This window comes from Shewanella sp. S1-58-MNA-CIBAN-0166, from assembly GCF_040310085.1.
Taxonomy (GTDB): domain Bacteria; phylum Pseudomonadota; class Gammaproteobacteria; order Enterobacterales; family Shewanellaceae; genus Shewanella.
Genome location: NZ_JBEOPN010000030.1, coordinates 26,093 through 47,408 on the forward strand (window position 1 = coordinate 26,093; position 21,316 = coordinate 47,408).

General features: G+C 38.8%; 17 protein-coding genes. 8 read left to right on the forward strand and 9 right to left on the reverse strand.

The window, feature by feature from the left end:
* Positions 1-189 precede the first annotated feature (189 nt).
* The gene (locus AAEY99_RS16710) at positions 190-1,104 is read left to right on the forward strand and encodes a LysR family transcriptional regulator (RefSeq protein WP_101087170.1); all 915 of its coding nucleotides are present in this window, start codon (positions 190-192) and stop codon (positions 1,102-1,104) included.
* A 185-nt stretch (positions 1,105-1,289) separates the two neighbouring features.
* Here AAEY99_RS16710 and AAEY99_RS16715 read toward each other — a convergent pair whose 3' ends face one another.
* Genes AAEY99_RS16715 through AAEY99_RS16725 form a run of 3 tightly spaced genes read right to left on the reverse strand, consistent with a single transcriptional unit; the run spans position 1,290 to position 5,012 of the window.
* Complete coding sequence (locus AAEY99_RS16715) at positions 1,290-2,423, reverse strand: HDOD domain-containing protein (protein WP_351011280.1); 1,134 nt, start codon at positions 2,421-2,423, stop codon at positions 1,290-1,292.
* On the reverse strand, positions 2,420-4,405 hold the full coding sequence (locus AAEY99_RS16720) for an EAL domain-containing response regulator (RefSeq protein ID WP_335691949.1): 1,986 nt from the start codon (positions 4,403-4,405) through the stop codon (positions 2,420-2,422). The genes AAEY99_RS16715 and AAEY99_RS16720 overlap by 4 nt, the downstream gene beginning before the upstream one ends.
* A 4-nt stretch (positions 4,406-4,409) precedes the next feature.
* Positions 4,410-5,012 (reverse strand): response regulator, encoded by a 603-nt coding sequence (locus tag AAEY99_RS16725; protein ID WP_101087167.1) that lies wholly within the window; start codon positions 5,010-5,012, stop codon positions 4,410-4,412.
* 100 nt (positions 5,013-5,112) lie between these two features.
* Here AAEY99_RS16725 and nosR point away from each other — a divergent pair, with 100 nt between their 5' ends.
* Positions 5,113-6,447, forward strand: coding sequence for a response regulator c-di-GMP phosphodiesterase, NosR family (gene nosR / locus AAEY99_RS16730; protein WP_351011282.1), 1,335 nt, complete (start codon positions 5,113-5,115; stop codon positions 6,445-6,447).
* Between the two features lie 90 nt (positions 6,448-6,537).
* Positions 6,538-9,642: an ATP-binding protein gene (locus tag AAEY99_RS16735; RefSeq protein WP_351011284.1), complete on the forward strand. Its 3,105-nt coding sequence runs from the start codon at positions 6,538-6,540 to the stop codon at positions 9,640-9,642.
* Here the strand turns inward: AAEY99_RS16735 and AAEY99_RS16740 are convergent.
* Genes AAEY99_RS16740 through AAEY99_RS16750 form a run of 3 tightly spaced genes read right to left on the reverse strand, consistent with a single transcriptional unit; the run spans position 9,631 to position 11,878 of the window.
* Complete coding sequence (locus AAEY99_RS16740; protein ID WP_351011286.1) at positions 9,631-10,923, reverse strand: sensor histidine kinase; 1,293 nt, start codon at positions 10,921-10,923, stop codon at positions 9,631-9,633. The two genes, AAEY99_RS16735 and AAEY99_RS16740, sit on opposite strands and share 12 nt — an antisense overlap.
* Positions 10,924-10,937: 14 nt before the next feature.
* Positions 10,938-11,516, reverse strand: a complete 579-nt coding sequence (locus AAEY99_RS16745) for a chemotaxis protein CheC (protein ID WP_101087163.1) — start codon at positions 11,514-11,516, stop codon at positions 10,938-10,940.
* Positions 11,513-11,878: a response regulator gene (locus AAEY99_RS16750; protein WP_351011288.1), complete on the reverse strand. Its 366-nt coding sequence runs from the start codon at positions 11,876-11,878 to the stop codon at positions 11,513-11,515. Before AAEY99_RS16750 ends, AAEY99_RS16745 begins: the two co-directional genes overlap by 4 nt.
* A gap of 185 nt (positions 11,879-12,063) precedes the next feature.
* Between AAEY99_RS16750 and AAEY99_RS16755 the strand changes: the two genes are divergently transcribed.
* On the forward strand, positions 12,064-12,609 hold the full coding sequence (locus AAEY99_RS16755) for a heme NO-binding domain-containing protein (protein WP_162023172.1): 546 nt from the start codon (positions 12,064-12,066) through the stop codon (positions 12,607-12,609).
* A complete protein-coding gene (locus AAEY99_RS16760; protein WP_351011289.1) occupies positions 12,602-13,510 on the forward strand; it encodes a sensor histidine kinase in 909 nt (302 codons plus the stop codon). The genes AAEY99_RS16755 and AAEY99_RS16760 overlap by 8 nt, the downstream gene beginning before the upstream one ends.
* 22 nt (positions 13,511-13,532) lie before the next feature.
* On the opposite strand, the gene AAEY99_RS16765 is transcribed toward AAEY99_RS16760, so the two are convergent.
* Together AAEY99_RS16765 and AAEY99_RS16770 are read right to left on the reverse strand one after the other, a co-directional pair.
* A complete protein-coding gene (locus tag AAEY99_RS16765; protein ID WP_182743452.1) occupies positions 13,533-14,423 on the reverse strand; it encodes a dienelactone hydrolase family protein in 891 nt (296 codons plus the stop codon).
* A 192-nt stretch (positions 14,424-14,615) separates the two neighbouring features.
* Entirely contained in the window at positions 14,616-15,575 is a 960-nt protein-coding gene (locus AAEY99_RS16770) for a helix-turn-helix domain-containing protein (RefSeq protein WP_101087158.1), read from the reverse strand.
* Positions 15,576-15,790: 215 nt separating this feature from the next.
* On the opposite strand from AAEY99_RS16770, the gene AAEY99_RS16775 reads away from it, so the two are divergent.
* The 3 genes from AAEY99_RS16775 to eat are packed head-to-tail and all read left to right on the forward strand — an operon-like array spanning position 15,791 to position 19,540.
* On the forward strand, positions 15,791-17,194 hold the full coding sequence (locus AAEY99_RS16775; protein WP_101087157.1) for an ethanolamine ammonia-lyase subunit EutB: 1,404 nt from the start codon (positions 15,791-15,793) through the stop codon (positions 17,192-17,194).
* Complete coding sequence (eutC, locus tag AAEY99_RS16780) at positions 17,194-18,087, forward strand: ethanolamine ammonia-lyase subunit EutC (RefSeq protein ID WP_101087156.1); 894 nt, start codon at positions 17,194-17,196, stop codon at positions 18,085-18,087. The genes AAEY99_RS16775 and eutC overlap by 1 nt, the downstream gene beginning before the upstream one ends.
* 49 nt (positions 18,088-18,136) lie before the next feature.
* Positions 18,137-19,540: an ethanolamine permease gene (eat, locus tag AAEY99_RS16785; protein WP_351011291.1), complete on the forward strand. Its 1,404-nt coding sequence runs from the start codon at positions 18,137-18,139 to the stop codon at positions 19,538-19,540.
* 537 nt (positions 19,541-20,077) lie between these two features.
* On the opposite strand, the gene AAEY99_RS16790 is transcribed toward eat, so the two are convergent.
* Entirely contained in the window at positions 20,078-20,980 is a 903-nt protein-coding gene (locus tag AAEY99_RS16790; RefSeq protein WP_351011292.1) for a homocysteine S-methyltransferase family protein, read from the reverse strand.
* Between the last annotated feature and the right edge of the window lie 336 nt (positions 20,981-21,316).

Below are 21,316 nucleotides of genomic sequence, written 5' to 3' on the forward strand. Positions count from 1 at the left end.
AGCGTATATTTAGCTATTTTTTGTACTGCACCGAATCTACTTGACTATGCTAATAGCAACATCTAAATTGAACAAATGAATAGTTCTAATACCCTACTATTTATAATTTAAATAGTAGATGTTAGATCAAAAATAGCAGATATGAGTTGAGGTGCTCTCAACGTACACCGTGAGATCACTGGAGTGAGTATGAAAATTGATTTGAATTTGTTTGTGGTTTTCGATGCGATTTATTGTGAAGGAAACATAACCAAAGCAGCGTCAGTGCTAAATTTATCGCAACCAGCAGTGAGTCATTCATTAGGTAAATTACGCACTCATTTTGATGATGCTTTGTTTATCAGGCAAGGCAATGAAATGCGGCCAACACCGGTGGCAAAGAATGTCATTGATGACGTGCGCGAAGCATTACATCAACTACAGGTGTGTTTAGTACAATCGCGGCAGTTTGAACCCTTAACCTCACGTAAGAGTTTTTCACTGTCATTACATGGCTCGTTAGAACCCTACTATTTACCGATATTGCAGCAAAGTTTGTCGTTAGAGTCTCCGGCAATCAATTTACGCAGTAATAAAAGGGTCAGACGAACGGAACTCGAAAACAAACTTGCCAGCGGTGATATTGATTTGGCAATTGATACCCTAATCCCTGTCAGCAATAACATTATGCACACCCAATTAGAAGTAGACCAACTGGTTGTTGTTGCTCGTAAAAACCACCCAGCTATTACACCAGAACTTGATTTAGATACTTACCTTCGGTTAGATCACGTGCTAGTTTCATCTCGCTCAACGGGCCCTAGCTTGGAAGATTTTGAACTTTCTCGCATTGGTTTGCATCGTAAAATCTCATTACGTTGCCAGCATGCTTTATCAGCGTGCCAAGTCATCTTAAATAACGATATGTTGCTCACATTACCTAAAACCGCCGCAGCTATGTATAGCAAGATGCTTGATATTGCTATTTACCCTATGCCAGTGGAATTACCTGATATTGGCGTGCATTTATATTGGCATGTTAACGTCGACAAAGAACCGGCTAACAAATGGCTTAGAAACAAAATGATTATTGCGGCAACAAATACTCGCATAGAGAAAAATTGACATTCATATAGGTAATGATTGAGCTTAAATGCCAACTATATTTTTTCACGCAATATATAAGGGCATGCCCCTTATATATTGCCGTTTAATTAACACTGCAGGTAATTATCCATCAAACTGTGTTCTTGCAGTAAATTGATATGTTCACCTAATAAACCTAAATACTGTTCAATCAATTTTATACACTAAGAGTTGCTGATCCATTGCCTAATATCGACATCGACAACTAAATTTAACAGCTCATTTTTTGACGGTTCATCGAGTTGATGAGTTAATGATAAATTGACAACATACAAAATTAATCCCAGAGTATTCACGTTTAATCCTGTGGCATTAAAATCCGGTTTATCTTGCATTAAAATCAGTTCACATAGATCAAGTGGGTAACCCCAAAGTGTCAAGATATAAACCGTCAATACAGTCGCATCTGCAAGCATGGTATGAGTGTCATCTGAATCAAAATCAACATGCTCGTTTGTTTCAGACATTAGCACTAAATGACCAATACCACTGAGTAAAGCAGCTATAAAAACAACATCTTGCTGCTCAATGCTAAATCCCATCGACTTACTTAACTGACGACATAATCGAGAATAATTAAATGACCATTCATTAATTTTTTTATGTGCTTTTTCTGGCACTCTTAAGGCTAATGCTTGATCAACGACCATACTAACAACGATCGTTTCAGTCATTTTAAGACCTAAACGTTTTATGGCCTCTTCCAAACTCACAGTCTTGCGGCTGTAGCCTAAGAAAGCTGAGTTTGCAATTTGTATCAGCTTGGCAGCGATAACACTTTCCTGGTGAATTATGTCCGCGGCATGAGAGATATCAACTTCTTCATTGGCGAACATAGACTGAATTTGTCTCGCGATATCTGGTAATGCAAAAAAGTACCCGATACGACCCAGTTTATTTCGTAAAGGTTGTTCTATATCTAGGGTATTTAAGTGTTCTAATGAGCAAAAAACATCATTTATGTCTTGTTGTGTAAAAGGTTTTTTCAACACAAAATGGGCAATTTCTGTTACTTTAGACACAACATCCTCGGCGGTGTCACCGGTTAATAACACCCGTAATGCCGACGGCATTATTTGAGAAACCTGTTTTAGCAGCTCATCACCATTAATATCTGGCATTAAGTAATCACAAATCACGGTATCGACAATGGCCCCATCAGGCAAAGCCTGCTGCCAATGAAGTGGATCACTGCATAAATAAAATTGCCAATGTGGTTTGAGACGACTTGCGACTCTATTTAGCGCTTTAAGCATAAAAATATCGTCATCAATAAACAGTACAGTTAATGTTTTCATAAATCACCCATTAATCTGGCAACTGAAAAATTAGGATCAGAAATTAAAGAAATAAACTGCTCCTCTATTTGAGGGCGAGCAATAACATATCCTTGGATAATGTCACAATTCAGCCGTTCAAGAATTGGAATTTGGTCAAAATACTCTACTCCTTCAACCACCACTTTCATACCTAAATCATGGGCCATACGAGTAATGTTAGCGATCATGCTTTGAGTGTTTAAATTACTCGCAATGTCGATGATTAAAGACCGATCTATTTTAAGCACATCGATTGGCAATTTTGATAAATAAGACAAAGATGAATAGCCCGTACCGAAATCATCAATCGCAATACTGATCCCTGCTTTTTTAAGTCTAGCCAGTTTCTCTGCACTTTCTTCAATATTATCAACCAACCATGACTCTGTTAATTCAAATTCGAGAATTGACATGTCGATATCGAAACCTTTCAATAACGCTTCGACTCTTGGTATAAAATCGGGTTCAGATAATTGCTTTCCAGAGATATTAACAGCAACATGATCGAGAACGATTCCGTTTTTAAGCCAATTTGAAATCGCTAAACAGGTTTTTTCAATTACCCAGTAGCCTATTTCAATAATTTGCCCTTCTTGCTCCGCTATTGGAATAAATACGTCTGGAGAGACCATTCCTAACTCTGGACTATTCCAGCGTAACAGTACTTCACAACTAGCAATTTTACGTAATCTTAAATCGTACTTAGGTTGAAAGTTTAAAAATAACTCTTGATTTTCAATGGCATGATATAAGGCTTTACTTGTAAATAATTGTTTGCGTTTCTGCTCGATGATAGAGTCGTCAAAACGCATGTAAAAATGAGAGTTTCCATTACTATGCAGTCTGTTACTGACCAATGCATTACTGAATAACTGCTGTGCACTCGCGCCATCGCTTGGAGCAATGCAATAGCTAATCGTAAATTCAATGCGTACGGTTTTTTCAGCATATTTTTTGTCAGTAAACGATGAAAAAATATTATCTAGTTGACTGTGTAATTCAATCTCCGATACATAGTTAGCAACAAGAATCACAAAATATTCATTCGGTAATACAGATATTCGGTGATTAAACCTTTCACATTCCATTATTAATGTTGTGTGTATCTCATTAAATAATGCAACAGAATCAATATCGCCTAGCATATCAGCCCAATAGCCATAATTTTTTAGATGTATAGCCACCAAAGCAAATGATTTATCTGTCTCAAGTAATGTTTGCGCAGTGCTTAATAAACTTGTTTGATCGATTAGCGTTTTTGACTCACAAAGGACATTATTATCAACGTCTGATGCCATTGAAATGGAAAAAAATCTAGAATTATCGGTCACATGCTTAAGGCTAAACATAACACTTTCGCCTTGAGTCGTTTGTAATGTCGGGGTTTCAACGTTAGGGCTAAATAAATAGTCAATGCAACGATCAGTACAATACGGAAACAGATCATTTAATAATGTATTTTCGTTTCTTATTGCAAGTATCTTTTTAGATAAGCCATTGAACCTACCTATTTGACCATGTGGAAAAAGCTCGATTACAGCTTCATCACTGCTGGCGAGTAGATCGGCAATAATACTTCTTTGTTGTTTACTGTGGTATTGACAAAAGGCCTTCTCGACCTCAATAACAAGTGCATTGTCGTCCCATGGTTTTTGTAAAAAACGAAATACAGTACGAGAGTTAAGCAGCGTTAATATAGAATTAAAATCAGACGAACCACTAAGCACCATACACACCGTATTAGGTTGCATAGATTTTATTGCTAGCAGTAAATCAGACCCATTCATCATAGGCATACGATAATCTGAAATAACGACAGGACATGCTTCTTTAGACATGATCTCTAAGGCTTCTTTACCGTTATCAGCAATAAATACTTGATAACCTACACGCGTGAACAATCTTTTTAACGCTCGTAATATGGACTGTTCATCATCAACAATGAGTAGCTTTTGCTTCATAATTTTACCCATTAATTAAAAGACTGTTGACTAAAGATCGCAGCTTGTCGTTATCAAACGGTTTTGATAATACCGCATCAGCACCTAAATCTAAGGCCTTTTGCAATTCATGTTCAGATAATCCAGACAACACAAGAATTTTTAATTCCGCTAATTCTGGCTGTTGACGAATGAATTGCAATACTTCAAAACCATCTAAACTAGGCATTGCAAGGTCAAGTGTAATCAAATCAGGTTTATCACTGAGTAATTTAACACCCGCGTGAAATCCATCTGCGGCAAAAGAGAAATAATAACCGCTTGATGATAAAACTCGGCGTATTGCATTTCTAATTTCAGTTTCATCATCAATAATTAAAATACGTTTTGGTGATGCAGAACCTGAGTCGGAATCAGTCTCTATATCCTCACAGTAACTCATTAATTCTTCAGGCATTGGCATTTTTTGTTGTTGTAAAAACAAAATAAAATCGTCCAGTAGCACTCGGTAATTACCCCTACCCGGCAATTTATGTCCTTTTAACCGACCTTGCGAAATCCAACGACTAACAGTCCTATGATGCACATCACAATACTGCGCAATGACACTGGGTCGTAACGTTTTCATACTTTATCACTCATCATAAAACTTGATTAGTTGTCATTTATAGCATAACTTAATCAATGAGACAAATGAGACATTGAAGACATCGGAAATTTAGGAACATATGAAACAATTAGAAACTGCAGATTTACCTATAATTTTATGTGTAGACGATGAGACCAGTATTTTAAAGTCTTTACAACGTGTATTTTTTTCATCAAATGTTCAACTATTACAAGCGTCTAGTGGTAAACAAGCACTAGAAATAATGCAACAACACAAAGTGAACCTGATCATTTCTGATATGCGAATGCCGAATATGACAGGCGCAGAGTTTCTTGCACAAGCAGCCGTAATGCAGCCTGACAGTTATCGTATTTTGATGACTGGATACTCGGATATTCAATCTACTGTTGCGGCCATTAATATCGGTAAAATTCATCGTTATATTCAAAAGCCTTGGGATAATACTGAACTACTTGCACAAGTTAATGAGGGGCTAGAGACTTATCGCCTAATTAAAAAAAATAAAGAACTGACAAAGAAAATTGCAGTTCAAAATAAACAACTAAAACAATTGAATACCAATCTAGAAGACACGGTACAGCAACGAACCCAACAACTAAAACAAAGTTTACAACAATATAAAACCTTGGCCAATAATCGAGGTAATGAACAGAAAGCCACATTAGAGGTGCTTTATAATTTAATTAGTATCAATCCGGAAATAAACGGTCAGTTTGCACTTAAAATCAGTGAAACCTGCAATAACATCGCTAACCTATTAGGCATCACTCCACCTGGAGTCGAAATTATTACTAAGGCAGGATTATATTCCGAGCTAGGCAAATTAGGGTTACCTTCTTATTGCCTGAATAAGCCATATGATGAACTGACTAGTGCTGACCAAAAACATTTTATGCGTCATCCTCAATTAGCAGAAGAAATTTTAACACCTGCCGTTCATTTATCTGTAATGAGTGAAATTATTGCTAGTCAATATGAACAATATAATGGTACCGGAGAGCCATTACAGACAGCGGGCAAAAATATTCACATAGGATCGCGAATTTTATCCGTTGCTAGAGATTTTTGGCATGAATTTCTGCCTAAAAAAAATATTCAAGAGCCGACAAAAGAACAAGTATATAAACTGATAATGCTTCAACAAGGTATTTTATACGACCCAAAAGTGGTTGAAGCATTGGGTAAGTTAATATTTAGTAATGAAAATAATAAAGAAAACATTCATTATTCTGAAGAAGAGTTCTCAAATGGCATACACATAGGAGAAATATCTATTGGTATGCGACTTAGTCAAAATCTCTATAATCGTAAGCATATGCTATTACTACCAAAGGGACATGTCTTTTGTACTAAAACAATCAATAACTTACAGAGTTATGAAAAGAGACACAAAGAAACGTTACTGATAAAAGCAGAGAAAGTTGAAAAGTGACCTGATCAGGCAGAACAAAAGAATGTATAACTCGATAATCGCATCTACATTGTTACTATTTATCCACATATGTTTTAACGGTGAATTATTATGAAAAACATGTTAATAAAACTGTTTTTCTCAAAGGCATTTTCTACAAGACGCATGTGGTTCTTTATCTACGCCACATCACTTGGCTTGATTGCTAATACCATGGCAATTGACATTCCCATTGTTGTGCCGTTTCTTGTGGGTAATATTGCGTTTTCAATTATACTATTTCGATTAGGTTTCACTTGGTCGTTATTATCGTTAATCATTGTTTGCTTACCACTAGAAAGCCCATTAGTTATTAGTAATTGCGTTTTACAATTAATGTTTCTTATGTGGCTTAGGCTCAATCTTAAGCAGTCTTTATGGCCTATATTTTGTGTATATTCCATATCAATCTTTGCCCTTGATTACCTATTGGGTAATGATTCTTTAAAAAGTACAACGATGTTATGGATCATTGCCACCATGTTACATTGCTGTATTTTTGCCCTGTGTACCAAAACCGCATTGATGCTTAATACCATCACCATCACCCCATTAAATCAAAAACAGCAAAGTTTGCGTCTTCAACTGAGTCACCGAATTGGACTATACAGTGCAGTGCCATGCACAATATTGATTGCATTTATTTTGCAAGCAGCAATCGGACTGCATTTATCATCGCAACTACAATTTTATCAAGATGAGCAAAATGTGTTTGTGTCAAAAATACAGCGGCATATAGAACGATATATCAGTAATACTGAGCTCGTTGCCAGCTTAGGACATAAAAATATAGATACACATACTCTACAAACACTTAACGGCCAGGAACCTGAATTTATCTCGACATTGGTGACCGATAAAAATGGCATCGTGACGCAATTTTACAAAGCTGGTGTATCGAAACTACCGATTAACAATGTGTCTGTTACTGACCGCAGTTATTTCAGTCAACCCAAAACAATTAATACCAGCTTTGTGAGTGAGAGTTTTAAAGGTAGAGCCCTCGGAGAAGACCTGCTTTTTGCCGTGAGTGCACCTATTTATCTAAACGGTATTTTTGATGGCGTGGTCGAAGTTTCGGTCGTTCTAGACACTCTCACCAAAACATTAGCGTTTACTGATAACATCAGTCCAAACACGATTATACTTGATCGACAGTCAAAAAAGATATGGGGAAGCAATCACTTAGGGGAATTAGGCGATGTTTGGAATGAACACGCAATATTTGAACCATATCATCCTTCATTACTGCAACAGTTGTTTTTTAACACGGCAAAATCCATTGTTTTCACAACAGATGCTCGTTACATACTAGTAAAAAGCCAATTAGACAAATTAAATTGGTCAACAATACATTATCAAGAAACAACCCCTTTTATTGTTCGCTATTTAATTTATCTTAGTATCGCAATGTTATCTTCATTATTAGTATTGAAATATATCACTGCATTATCAGGTCGTTTAGTGCATAACTATACTGAAACACTCGAAAAAATTACAGAATTCACACATCAATTAGGCACTGATAAACGAATCAATCAACCGCTGCATTTTAACTATTCGGCGCGAGAATTTGAGATACTGACTCAAAGTATAAACAACCTTAATGAACGTGTTATTAATTCAAGAGAAGCAATGATGAATTCAATGGCTGAAGTCAAAGCGTTGAACAATCAATTAGAAGACAGAGTGAAAGAAAGAACATTACAACTAGAACAAGAGCGCGACAGAGCAAATCAATTAGCTGCTATCAAGACTCGATTTTTAGCGAATATGAGCCATGAGATACGCACACCTATCACTATCATAAAAGGATTCACAGAAGAGTTACTTAACCACACAAATGGTGAAACCCAGCAAGTGTTGAACCGTATTCAGCAAAATACCTTACATCTACAAAATGTTATTAACGACATCTTAGATACCGCTAAAATTGATGAAGGTAAAATGACGTTTGATTTACAGCCTATCGGCCTTAGAGACTTTCTAGTGAATTCAATTGATAGTTCATCACAAATTGCTAAATCTAAAGGCCTATCAATACAGTGCGCAATAGAGGACATTTCTGACTTATATGTCCTGGTTGATCCCTTTAGGCTACAACAAATTATACTTAATTTACTCAGTAATGCCGTTAAATTTACAGCCAATGGCACGATTATACTAAAAGCACATAAATCACCTGATAATACTTGTACTGTTCAAATCATAGATGAAGGTATTGGAATGAGTGATGAACAACAGCTCACTCTATTTGCAGCATTTAAGCAAGCAGACGTAAGCATAAGCCGGGATTATGGTGGCACTGGCCTAGGATTGTATATCAGTAAACAACTCGCTGATGCCATGGGGTTATTATTAACCGTGAAAAGTAAATTGGGTCAAGGATCCACTTTCACACTAACGTTGCCTACTACCAATACAAGACCCATTAGTAAGCCACTAGAACACGTTAATTCGACAACATTTACTCAACGAGTATTAGGCGGCACACTGCTTATTGTTGATGATGTAGAGGATATACGCCAACTCATTGCTGTTTATGTCAAACCGTTAAAAATGAAAATATTATTTGCTGAAAATGGTAAGCAGGCTGTTGATATCGTCGACAAAGATCAGCCAGATATTATTATCATGGATCAACAAATGCCCATTATGGACGGATACCAGGCTGCCCAAATGTTAAGAAACAGGCACTTTACCAAACCCATTATTTCATTAAGTGCGGACGTATTTAAAGAAGAACACTCACCGAATACCGTCTCGCCTTTCAATGAAGTATTGAACAAACCCATTGATAAAACGCAATTATTGCAAACCATCACTCGATGTTTTGACAAGCATCAAACCAAAGCATCAAAACCAGATAACGACGATGTAAAAACACAAGACGAGTTAGACATGTTAAATGAAATTAAAAACTTACGCCTAGAGTATCTAGATAGTTTACGAGCAATTCCCGACCAACTCATCTTACTTACATCAAGTTCAGATCACGATCAAGTTAAGAATTTATTTCACAAAATTAAAGGAACCAGTGCTTGCTTAGGATTAGATAATGTCAGCGAATCAGCAAAACAAGCCGAAATAGGCTTAAAGGCTGGAGAAAACCTACATGACGTATGTAAAAAATTCAATTCTAGTTTAAATAAATTAATTACAGATTCAGATGCTTAGATGTGTTTTATCAATTTCACCTGGGGGTAATAAGGGTAAAATGATGGTAAAAGTCGTGCCAACATTCACAGACGAACTAACCGATATCTTACCGTTATGTTTTTGAATGATACTGTAGGACAAGGACAGGCCTAAACCAGTGCCCTGACCTACGGGTTTGGTCGTATAAAAAGGCTCAAATATTTTACGTATCGCGCTGTCGCCAATACCAATGCCGGTATCTTTTATCTCAATAGTGACCTCAGTATCATCGCCGCGCACTGAGATATAAATGTGGCCTTTATTTTCAATCGCTTGTGCCGCATTGACCAATATATTAAGAAATACCTGATTCAATTGCATTGGCTGGCATAACAATAGAGGTACAGACTCTTGATAATCGCGATGAATTTCGATTTTGTGTTTAAATTGGCTATTGGCAATTTTTAAGGTGCTTTCGATGCCATCAATGACATTACAGTTTTCCCATTCACTGCTATCAACATGAGAAAATGCTTTCAAGCTTCTGACTATATCGGTTACCCGTTCAATACCTTCGATAGATTCACTGACTAAATCTGGCATATCGTCGCGTAAAAAAGGATATTGCATGCGTTGTTGCATGTCTTGTTGAAGATTAATAAAAGTTTGATTTTTGGTTTTATCAATCACTTTTTCATAAAAACTAACCAGTTTTAGTAGCTTACTCGAGTAATCTTGTAAAATTTGTAAATTTGAAAAGATGAAGCCAATCGGATTATTAATTTCATGCGCGACACCAGCGGCTAATTGTCCAATTGCAGCCATTTTCTCAGATTGCAATAATTGATTCTGTGCAGCTTCAAGTTTATTGTTTAACTCTAGCAAAACAGAATGTTCTTGCGCCAGTTGTTGAGTTAATCCTTTTTGGCCTTGATAATAACTGGCAAGTTCAGTCACATCTTGCACAATCATACACACTGTTTTAACCGTATTATTAGACACATCCAATGGTAGAAACTCAATATTTTGATACATCAAGGTTTCTTCACCCGTAATTGGACGGCTACTGCCAAACACAAAAACGTGCGGCTTGTGTTCCCAATAAGAAAAACTGGCATTATTTAATATAAAGACACTGTTGATTTTTTTCTTTAAATACGTAGCTTGGTCTGGAAACATCTCTAATAAATTCAGCCCTCTAACATCATCGCTGCTAATCTTGAGGCGATCGGCAAAAAAGTCATTCCAATACTCAATCTCAAACTGATCATTCAGCACACAAACACCTAATGGAAGTTTTGCTGTTAGATTCTGTAACATGGACTCTGTTGCCATCATGACTCCAATAACTCATTTAATTTGGTTAAAACAATCGAAATTGAGTCAGCTTCTAAACAAATCATGATTTTAGAATCAAATCGACTAGATTCTATTTTAAATTCAACTTCCATTAATAATGTGTTGCCCCAGCGATAATGACCCGCAGAAAGAAGTGTTGGGTCAAATACTGTTGGCATACTTAATTTTGTATTCAGTGTTAATTGTTGTGCAAAACCATTTAAGCAGGCCCCTGCAAGAATATTAGATAATTCCAGTAATAACTCTTCTTGGGTAATGTTAGACAATGGCAATTCGTAATCCATCAATTCAGCAATGGCTTCACAGCCCTGTTTGGATTGCAGGGAAAGTACTTCCCCTTTCACTGTACCCAGAAAAGACTGCCTGGTATGCCACATGGTGTCTAAGTTGATCATCTCAACAAACTCTGTAGGGGTAACTGACGATATTTGAGGGATAGAAAGTGTAATCTTAGCGCCAATCAGTCTCGCAAGAGAATTGGCTGCTTGCCCCATAGAAATGTTCATTAGCTCCTGCAAAGCATCACGCTGTTCTTCACTTAAATAGTCATTCATATTAACCCCACGTCAGATAAAGCCTGCGATAATTGCTCTGCTTGTAGCGGTTTATGTAAAAAGCGAAATGCCCCAAGTCGATCGACTAATTTTTTAGCTTCGGGTTGAATATCCGCGCTAATCACAATAACAACTGTTTTAGCATGATTTTCCTGTAAATAGCTTAGGACACCAAATCCGTCCAGTTCGGGCATAGTTAAATCCAAAAAAAGCACTTCTGCTTTGCCTGCTTCAACCGCTTCAATTGCCTCTTTGCCATTTTTGGCTTCGGTGATTTCAACATCCCAATCAACAGGGAGTGCACGCCTAACTACTTTTCTTGACATCATCGAATCATCTGCAATGGTTACAGGTATAGGCATTATAATCTCCAGGTTGTCTCATTTGTCCTTTAGATTATGATGTAGTCTTACAGAAAGTCAAAATTTAATAGAGTATTTTTTATAAACAGTGGTGTTAATTCATTTTAGTTGACATAATCAGCAGAAGACAAATAAGACACAACTTTCCATTAACAAATTAAGCATCTATTACTATTGAGGTTTTTATGAAAGGTATCATTTTTAACGTACTTGAAGACATGATAGTTGAACAATGTGGTATGGGTGTATGGAATGACTTAATGGAAAAACATGCGCCTGCGGACAGAGTATATGTTTCGGCTATCAACTATCCAGAAAATGAGTTATTTGCCATCGCCACAGAAGTCTCCGAGATTTTAGGTCTTCCTTTACAAGATGTCATAAAAGCCTTTGGCCAATTTTTATTTTCAGGCTTGGCTGCAAACCATACTGCCGTTGTTGAACGTTTCACAGACTTTACGTCACTCGTTATGGGCATTCATAATATCATCCACGTAGAAGTGAATAAGCTTTACGATGAGCCCTCATTACCTACCATCATGTCGACAATGATCGATGACCATAATATTGAACTCAAATACTATTCTCCGCGTAAATTATGTTTTTGTGCTGAAGGGCTTATCTTTGGTGCAGCTGATTATTATCATCAAAATATTAGCATCAAACATGACACCTGCATGCATCAAGGTGCTGAACAGTGCATCTTAAATATAGAGTTAAAAAATGATTGATAAATCTAACCCATATTACATTGCCTACCATCGAGAAAAGAAAGCCCGAGTTGAAGTTGAGCAATTGTTAGAAGATTACACTAGACAAGTGTATGAAAAAAATATGTTGTTAGAACAGCAGATTAAACAAATTAAAAATCAACAGCAGTCACTGATACAACAAGAGAAATTAGCCTTATTGGGGACTCTCGCTGCTGGTGTAGCTCATGAAATCAATAACCCATTAGCGTTTGTGATCAGTAATGTCACCACATTAAACAGTTATGTGAACGACTTAATTGAGGTAATCCCTAAAGAACAGTTAAGTCAAAGCGACCAAAATACTATCCATTTTATTACAGAAGACTTACCAGAGCTTATCACCGATAACGATCAAGGTTTTTTTCGCATTAAAGATATTGTTAAAAATCTGCTGTTCTTTGCCAGAACAGACTCCGAAGAATTAACAGAAATTGATTTGTCTGGTGCCATTGATATGGCAGTCAAGTTATTAGGCCCAAAACTAAAAAATATTCAAGTTAAACAAGAACTTTGCAAGGTACCTAAAATTCGATTTAATTCAGGAGAGCTTAACCAAGTGCTGGTCAATATCTTGGTTAATGCCATTCAAGCCTGTGAACAGCCAGCAAATAATAGCGCGATCATCACCATCAAACTGGCGCAGCATGACGGTATGATTCAACTCAATATTATCGATAATGGTTGTGGTATGTCTCCTGAAGTGCAACAAAGAATGTTTGATGCTTTTTATACTAACAAGCCTGTAGGCACTGGCACAGGTATAGGAATGTCGATTGTGTTGCAGATATTAAAACAACACAATGCGACGATTGATGTACAGTCTGAATTAGACAAAGGTACCATCATAAAAATTGGCTTTAATTTATCTGCACCTATATAGAAAATAAATTATAAATAAGTACTTAGCCAATATTTTTATTAAAAAAATCAACAGTCCGCTGCCATGCTAATTCCGCATTAATTTCATCATATCTGCTGGTAGAATCGTTATGAAATCCGTGATGGGCTTTTTTATACATGTGCATGGTATAGGGTACCTTAAATGCTTTTAAATCTTGCTCGTACTCGGGCCAAGTATTGTTAACCCTTTCATCTAACTCGCCTAATTGAATTAATAATGGCGCTTTAATATTTTGTCTTAATTCTTTTGCTGCTGGAGTGCCATAAAATGGAACACCGGCTTGAATCAAATTTGAATCAACTGCCGCGAGATAATTAACAATATAGCCGCCAAAACAAAATCCCACCGCACCTAAGTTACCATTACTGCGTTGATGCGTTTTCAAAAACTGGGCGGCCGCAACAAAGTCTTGTTCAATTTTACTGCGGTCTAATGATTGCTGCATTGCCCGGCCTTCATCATCATTACCAGGATAACCGCCTAGTGAAAAAAGTGCATCAGGAGCAAAAGCAATAAACCCCGCTTTCGCTAAACGGCGAGCAACATCTTCAATATATGGATTTAAACCACGATTTTCATGAACGACTAATACAACGGGCAATAACCCTGTTTTACTTGTGGGCTCGACTAAATAGCCCTGGCCTTTGCCATAACCTAAAGGAGAATCAAATTGAGTGTAAGTGGCTTTAATGTCGGCATCATTAAATGACACTTGCTCAGCTAGCGCATAATTAGGCAATAATGCCGAAGTCAGCACACTCATTGAATAACCTAATGCCACTAACGAGCCTAATTTAGTCATAAATGTCCGACGGTCCATGCCACCATGAGCATAGGAGTCATACCAATCAAAGGCTTGTTGCGGAATATTATCGACGGATTTGTGCTGCATAAGTTCCCTCTTCTGATCAAATGTAATTACGCTAATTGATGGTTATTAATATTAGTTGATAACAGTTAATGTTACCTGAAGATAATGTATTCACCATCGTCACCCGATTTTATACGCTTAATTAGCCGCTTAAGTTCAACTGATTTGGTGCGCCTAATTATCACAATTTAAGACTCTATCAATTGTGATGAGTCATGGTTGAGCTGGTTGATATCGCTTAAGCGTATGTGATGGATTTTCTCCAAAGAGTTGTGTGTAATCTTTGGTAAATTGGCCAGCATGCCAAAAGCCCCAATTGGCCGCAATCACCGAAATAGGCGTATCTTGGTCGGGTTGTTTCAGTTGACGCCTCACATTATTTAAGCGTGTAAGACGCAAAAAGCGCAATGGATTAATGCCTAAAATACTCTCAAAACTATACTGCAAGGTTCTTCGGCTCACAAAAGTAAGCTCACAAAGCTGGGTTATCGTCACCGCTTGTTGAGGATAATCATGCAAGAATTCTTTTACTTTCTCTACCACGGCTAAACGATGTTGATAGCTAGGCGCCACCACTTGTTTTGATGATTCCTGGGTTAATAAATTCAGCGCTAAAGTGCTTAACATATCTTGCTGTAACGCAGTATGTAAGCCTAATTCACCTTGGTTAATCAGTGATTCAATCATAAAACGGGTTTGGTTAAGTTGCATTGGATTAGTACTTAATCGCTCCGCCCCTTGCGACGTTAAACTCTTAAGTGACAAACCTTGTATCTCAGCCATAGTAAATAAGATCTGTTTATTAATAACCAAACCATAAATAGTAAACTGTTCTGGGGTCATTAACTCAAAATCACAATCACTGCTACGACACATAAACTGATGAGTATCAACTGGTAAACCATTGATTTTACTTTGGTCTGAAAAACGTGGAATGCCTAACCAGATTGATTCAGGCGCAATATTGCATTGCTGTCTTAGTGCACGCTGAGTAAATTCTTTAAATAAATGCGCCTCAGGATAGTCAAGCCCTTCTATACAACCATAAAAACTGCCGTTACTGACTTGATCATAAACTTGCTGCCATTGAGTTAAATTATGCGCCTGCTCATCAATATCGTTGGTTGTGACCACGCTCTTTTGTGGTGCGCACTGATTAATATGGTGCTCCATCTGTCACGTCCTCTTGATATAACACTGTTAACCCAAACTCTAACCCTGAAGACAAAGCACTTTATCTAGCTGAAATTAATCACAAAAAATGACTTTGCCAAAACTTGATAGCCACTTGGTACGATTTAAGCTCGTGTAAACTTATAAATTAATTGATTAACGATTACAGGAGCAAAACCTGTACCAAAGTTCAATCGTTAACCTCGAGGTCATTAATGAGTCAATCGTATCGCTACACCTTAGGTAGCCAAACATATCAATTTCGACATCTTGCAGACCTAATGGCTAAAGCAACGCCACAGCGATCCGGTGATCGCTTAGCCGGAGTGATGGCTCAATCAGCGAAAGAACGAGCTGTTGCGCAAATGACACTTGCAGATGTGCCATTAAAAACCTTCCTTAACGAAGCGCTTATTCCATATGAAACAGACGAAGTTACACGATTAATTTTAGACGAACATGACACTCGTGCATTTGCTTATATTAGCCATTTAACGGTTGGCGATTTTCGTAACTGGCTACTTAGCGACTACGTAACACCACAGGTTTTAGCCGCAGTAAAAATGGGCATCACACCTGAAATGGCAGCGGCTGTGAGCAAAATTATGCGTAATCAAGATCTTATTCTTGTGGCTAAAAAATGTCATGTCACTAGCGCATTTAGAAATACCATTGGCTTGCCCGGTCATTTATCGACCCGCTTGCAACCTAACCACCCTACCGATGATGTCAATGGGATTGCAGCTTCAATACTTGACGGTTTGTTGTATGGCAATGGCGATGCTGTGATTGGCATTAATCCAGCAACAGACAACGTAGCGCAAGCCATAAAACTAATGAAATTGATGGATGACGTGATCCAAAAATATGACATTCCAACACAGAGCTGCGTCTTAACCCACGTCACTAACACCATTGAATGTATAGAAGCCGGCGCACCGGTTGATTTGGTGTTTCAATCAATTGGTGGCACCGAAGCCACAAACAGCAGTTTTGGGTTTAATTTAAATACCTTAGCAGAAGCACAAGATGCAGCATTAAGTCTAAAGCGTGGCACCGTTGGCAATAACGTAATGTATTTTGAAACCGGCCAAGGCAGCTCGTTGTCTGCTAATGCTCACCATGGATTAGACCAACAAACCTGCGAAGCCAGGGCCTATGCTGTCGCGCGCAAGTTTAATCCGCTACTGGTGAATACAGTGGTTGGCTTTATTGGTCCTGAATATTTATTTGATGGTAAAGAAATTACTCGGGCCGGATTAGAAGATCATTTTTGCGCAAAACTACTTGGTGTACCTATGGGTTGTGATGTGTGTTACACCAACCATGCCGAAGCCGATCAAAACGATATGGATAATCTTCTCACCTTATTGGGGGTTGCCGGTTGCTCGTTTGTGATGGGGATACCAGGTTCAGACGACATCATGCTTAATTATCAAACCACTTCTTTTCATGATGCTTTATATGTTCGTCGTGTATTGGGCTCTCGCCCAGCGCCAGAATTTGAACACTGGTTAAGCAAAATGAACATTATGAAAAATTCGGCAGATTTTGTGTTGTCCAACACGGTACCCAATGCATTTGCTAAACCACTGTATGCACTACAAGGAGACTATTAATGGACTCCAATTGTGTAGATAAACAGAACAACCTTGTCGATTCAATTCAATCACATCATCAACATGGCAATGTAGTCTCCAATCCATGGCGCGACCTTCGCCGTTTTACTGATGCACGAATTGGCCTTGGTAGAGCCGGAATTAGCTTGCCCACATCAGAGTTATTAGCGTTCCAATTATCACACGCGCAAGCTCGCGACGCGGTGAATTTACCGCTAAATATCGATGCTCTGGCAATTGATCTAAGCAATATCTTATTACTGGATAATGTGACTTATCCTATGACAGTTAACAGTCAGGTTGATGATCGTATCACCTATTTACAAAGACCTGACCTTGGCAGAAAACTTGCTGAAAGCGGCCGCAAAACCTTACTACATCACATGAACAGTCAAGGTCAAGCTGCCGACACTCAATACGACCTTGCCATAGTAGTGGTCGATGGTTTGTCATCATTAGCGGTACAAAACAACGCCAAGCCATTTATCAACGAGTTATTAAGTCAACTACATCAGCAACACTCTGGATGGAATATCGCCCCCATCACCATAGTAGAACAAGGTCGAGTTGCCATAGGTGATGATATTGGCCAGCTGTTAAATGCCCAAGTGGTGATGGTGCTTATCGGCGAACGCCCGGGACTCAGCTCACCAGACAGTCTTGGCTTATATCTCACTTGGGCGCCTAAAACGGGGCTTAATGATGCCTGCAGAAATTGTATTTCAAACATTCGCCCTGCTGGCTTGCCCTATACCGAAGCAGCCAAACGGGCTGTTTATCTATTAACACAAGCTAAAAAACTCAAACTAACAGGAGTGAATTTAAAAGATCGCACTCAAGACGATGTGATTGAACACCAACAACAAACTCAAAACTTTTTAATTGCTGAATAACCCTAAATACATTCTACATAAAAATGTAAATACCACCGGAGAAACAATCATGTCTGAAAACAACAAAGAGTATCTTGCCAAAAGGCAACTTAAAAGCGGTACCGCTGGATGGGTTTTATTGGCAGGATTAGGCGTGTCGTACGTTATTTCTGGTGATTTCGCAGGTTGGAACTTCGGCATAGCCGAAGCTGGCTGGGGAGGATTTGCCATTGCAGCTGTACTGATGGCAATCATGTATTTAGCGTTAGTCTTGTCCTTAGCGGAAATGTCAGCAGCAATACCCGCTGCAGGTGGCGGCTATAGCTTTGCTCGCCAAGCAATGGGACCGGCTAGAGGATATTTAACCGGACTGGCGGTGTTAATCGAGTATGCTCTAGCCCCTGCTGCTATTGTTATTTTTATTGGCTCTGCGGTACAGGAGTTACTGGGATTTAACGGCCCTTGGGTGTATGCACTGTTTTATATCGTCTTTGTCGGTATTCATCTCGCGGGTGTTGGAGAAGCACTAAAAGTCATGATGGTGATCAGTGGTTTAGCTGTTGTAGCCATTATTGCCACTGCAGTGGTGTTGATTGGCAACTTTGATGCTACCCGACTTTATGATGTTGCTGTTACTGATGCAGCAGGTGCTAGTGAGTTTTTACCATTAGGATGGTACGGTGTTTGGGCTGCTCTGCCCTTTGCCATGTGGTTATTTTTAGCTGTAGAAGGTGTTCCATTAGCAGCAGAAGAAGCCAAAGATCCGGCCAAAGATGTGCCTAAAGGTATTATTGGTGCAATGATATTTTTATTGTTTACTGCGCTGCTGGTTGTAGTATTAGTCCCTGGCGCTGGCGGTGCTGCGGCAATGGGCGCAAGTGCTGTACCACTCGTTGATGCATTAAATGTGACCGGTAATCATACCTTAGCGACTATGGTAAATATTTTAGGTTTAGCTGGTCTAGTGGCCTCATTTTTCTCAATTATTTATGGTTATAGCCGTTTGGTATTTGCGTTATCACGTGCAGGCTATATTCCGCGTTCACTGTCAATTACAACCTCACGCAAAGTCCCTGCCCGCGCATTAATAGTCCCGGCAATATTCGGTTTTATTGCATCACTCAGCGGCGAAGGTGATTTATTGCTTGCTATGGCCGTTGTGGGCGCAACAGTATCTTATGCATTAATGGCATTAAGCCATATATTATTACGCATAAAACAGCCTGAATTAGTCCGTCCATACAAAACACCGGGTGGTGTCGTAACATCAGGTATTGCATTAGTCCTGTCTTTAATAGCATTAACCGGAGTGTATGCGTTTGACCCACGGGCATTCTTATTCACAATAGGTTTATTTGTCATTGGCGCTGCATACTACTTTGGCTACAGCTCAACTAGGTTGGTAGCAAAAAATGCTGATGAAGAGTTTGCGATGTTGGCTGCGGCTGAATCAGAACTAGTCATGGAAAACTAATCAAACAACGCTTAATGCGATCTGGTTGTGATAACAGATCGCATAATATCAAAAACGTATACTTCATCTAACCAATATAATTAACTGATTTAATGATCAACTCTAACGATCTCGAGTTAAATTTTGCACTAGCCATGCTGTCAGTTCAGACACATTAATGCAGGGTGCATTTACAAGCATTTTGTAAGATTAGCACTATGGTTAACTGAACGGCCACAACGCTGGAATCAAACTCAGAAGAGTATCGCCAGCAAGAAATCTCACTGCACAGCTGAGGCGTACGTCCTTCCTAAGCTATCGCCTACTGTAGATAAACAACATAAACCTGTTCCATAAAGTAGCAAAAATACCAACAACTACTCGCCTCCAGCAGCATAAAGTAGCCATGATCAGTAATCAGTAATCACAGTCCACTGGTCATTAGTCATTAGTCATTAGCCATTAATCATTAGTCATTAGTCATTAATGCCACTATTGGCATCAACCCATTTCCTTGCTTGCTCAGAAACCGATTATTGTTATCTTTCGTCCAAACGCTTAGCGCAGACGATGGGTCAGTGCTTCAATATGTTCTGGACCAATCCCACAACAACCGCCAATGAGTGATGCCCCCACGGCACGCCAGCGTTCTGCCCATGTTAGATAATCAAGTGGCCCAAGATCGTTACGGATCTCATCTAAACCATCATTGGCCGTAGCATCTTTTGCTTGCGGAGGAAAAGCATTCGCATAAGCCCCCAATCGGATGTCATTTCGGCCAAGCTTATCCAGACAGTCAGAGGCTACCTTTAGTGCAGCCTCAATGACTTCAGGCTGACAACAATTAAACAAAATGGCATCTACACCTACTTCTATTAGTCTCTCTATGGCATACACGACGGATTCACCAGATCGTAATCTAGGTTCATTTGTGACTATTTCATCCTCAAGCGTAAAAGCGACCCAAAACGGTTTACCGTCATTTGGCAGTAACCTTTTAATCGCAAGCGGTTCAGCGATAAGACTCACTGTTTCGACCAGCCACAGATCCACATTGGGTGACATAGCTCGTATCAGCGGAGTAGCGAGCTCACTGACTTTATCAGCATCGAACAAATCGGCCCGATATGAGCCAAACAATGGTGGCAATGAGCCCGCAACTAACACAGAACTCCCCTGCTCGTCGGCCACATCGCGTGCCAACTTACTCGCAAGTGCGGCCAATGTTTCCCCTTCTGCTGCAAAACACTCGGCTCCAATATGAAACGGCACCAAGGCATAACTATTGGTTGTAATAACTCGAGCGCCACTATCGACATAAGCACGGTGCACTTGAGCCACTGTTTGTGGTGCTTCTATTAAAGCCAGAGCGGACCATTCAGGTTGACGAAATGGAGCACCTCGGCTTGCCAATTCGCGTCCCATACCGCCATCAAGCACCCACAATTCCTGCTTATCCATTATTAATGACTCCATAATATTAAGATGTCTCTACAAATCTTTATCCCGAGTGATGCTGAAATAGATCTCAATGGCACAGTCGAGTACACGAATAAATCGACCAAAAAAATCAGACGTCCAGATGGCTAAAGTGTAAAGGTATAAATGGGATACTGCAATCAACCACATCGAAAATATCGAATAATTTTGTTATTGATATCGACTCATTCTAAAAGCCTAAACGGGGTATTAAATCGATATTAAATACGGCTTAGCTTAACCAACACCATTAAATCATGTCTAATATTGATTAACCTGAGCTCAGGATAACAAATCAATGTCCGCAGCAGCTTAGAT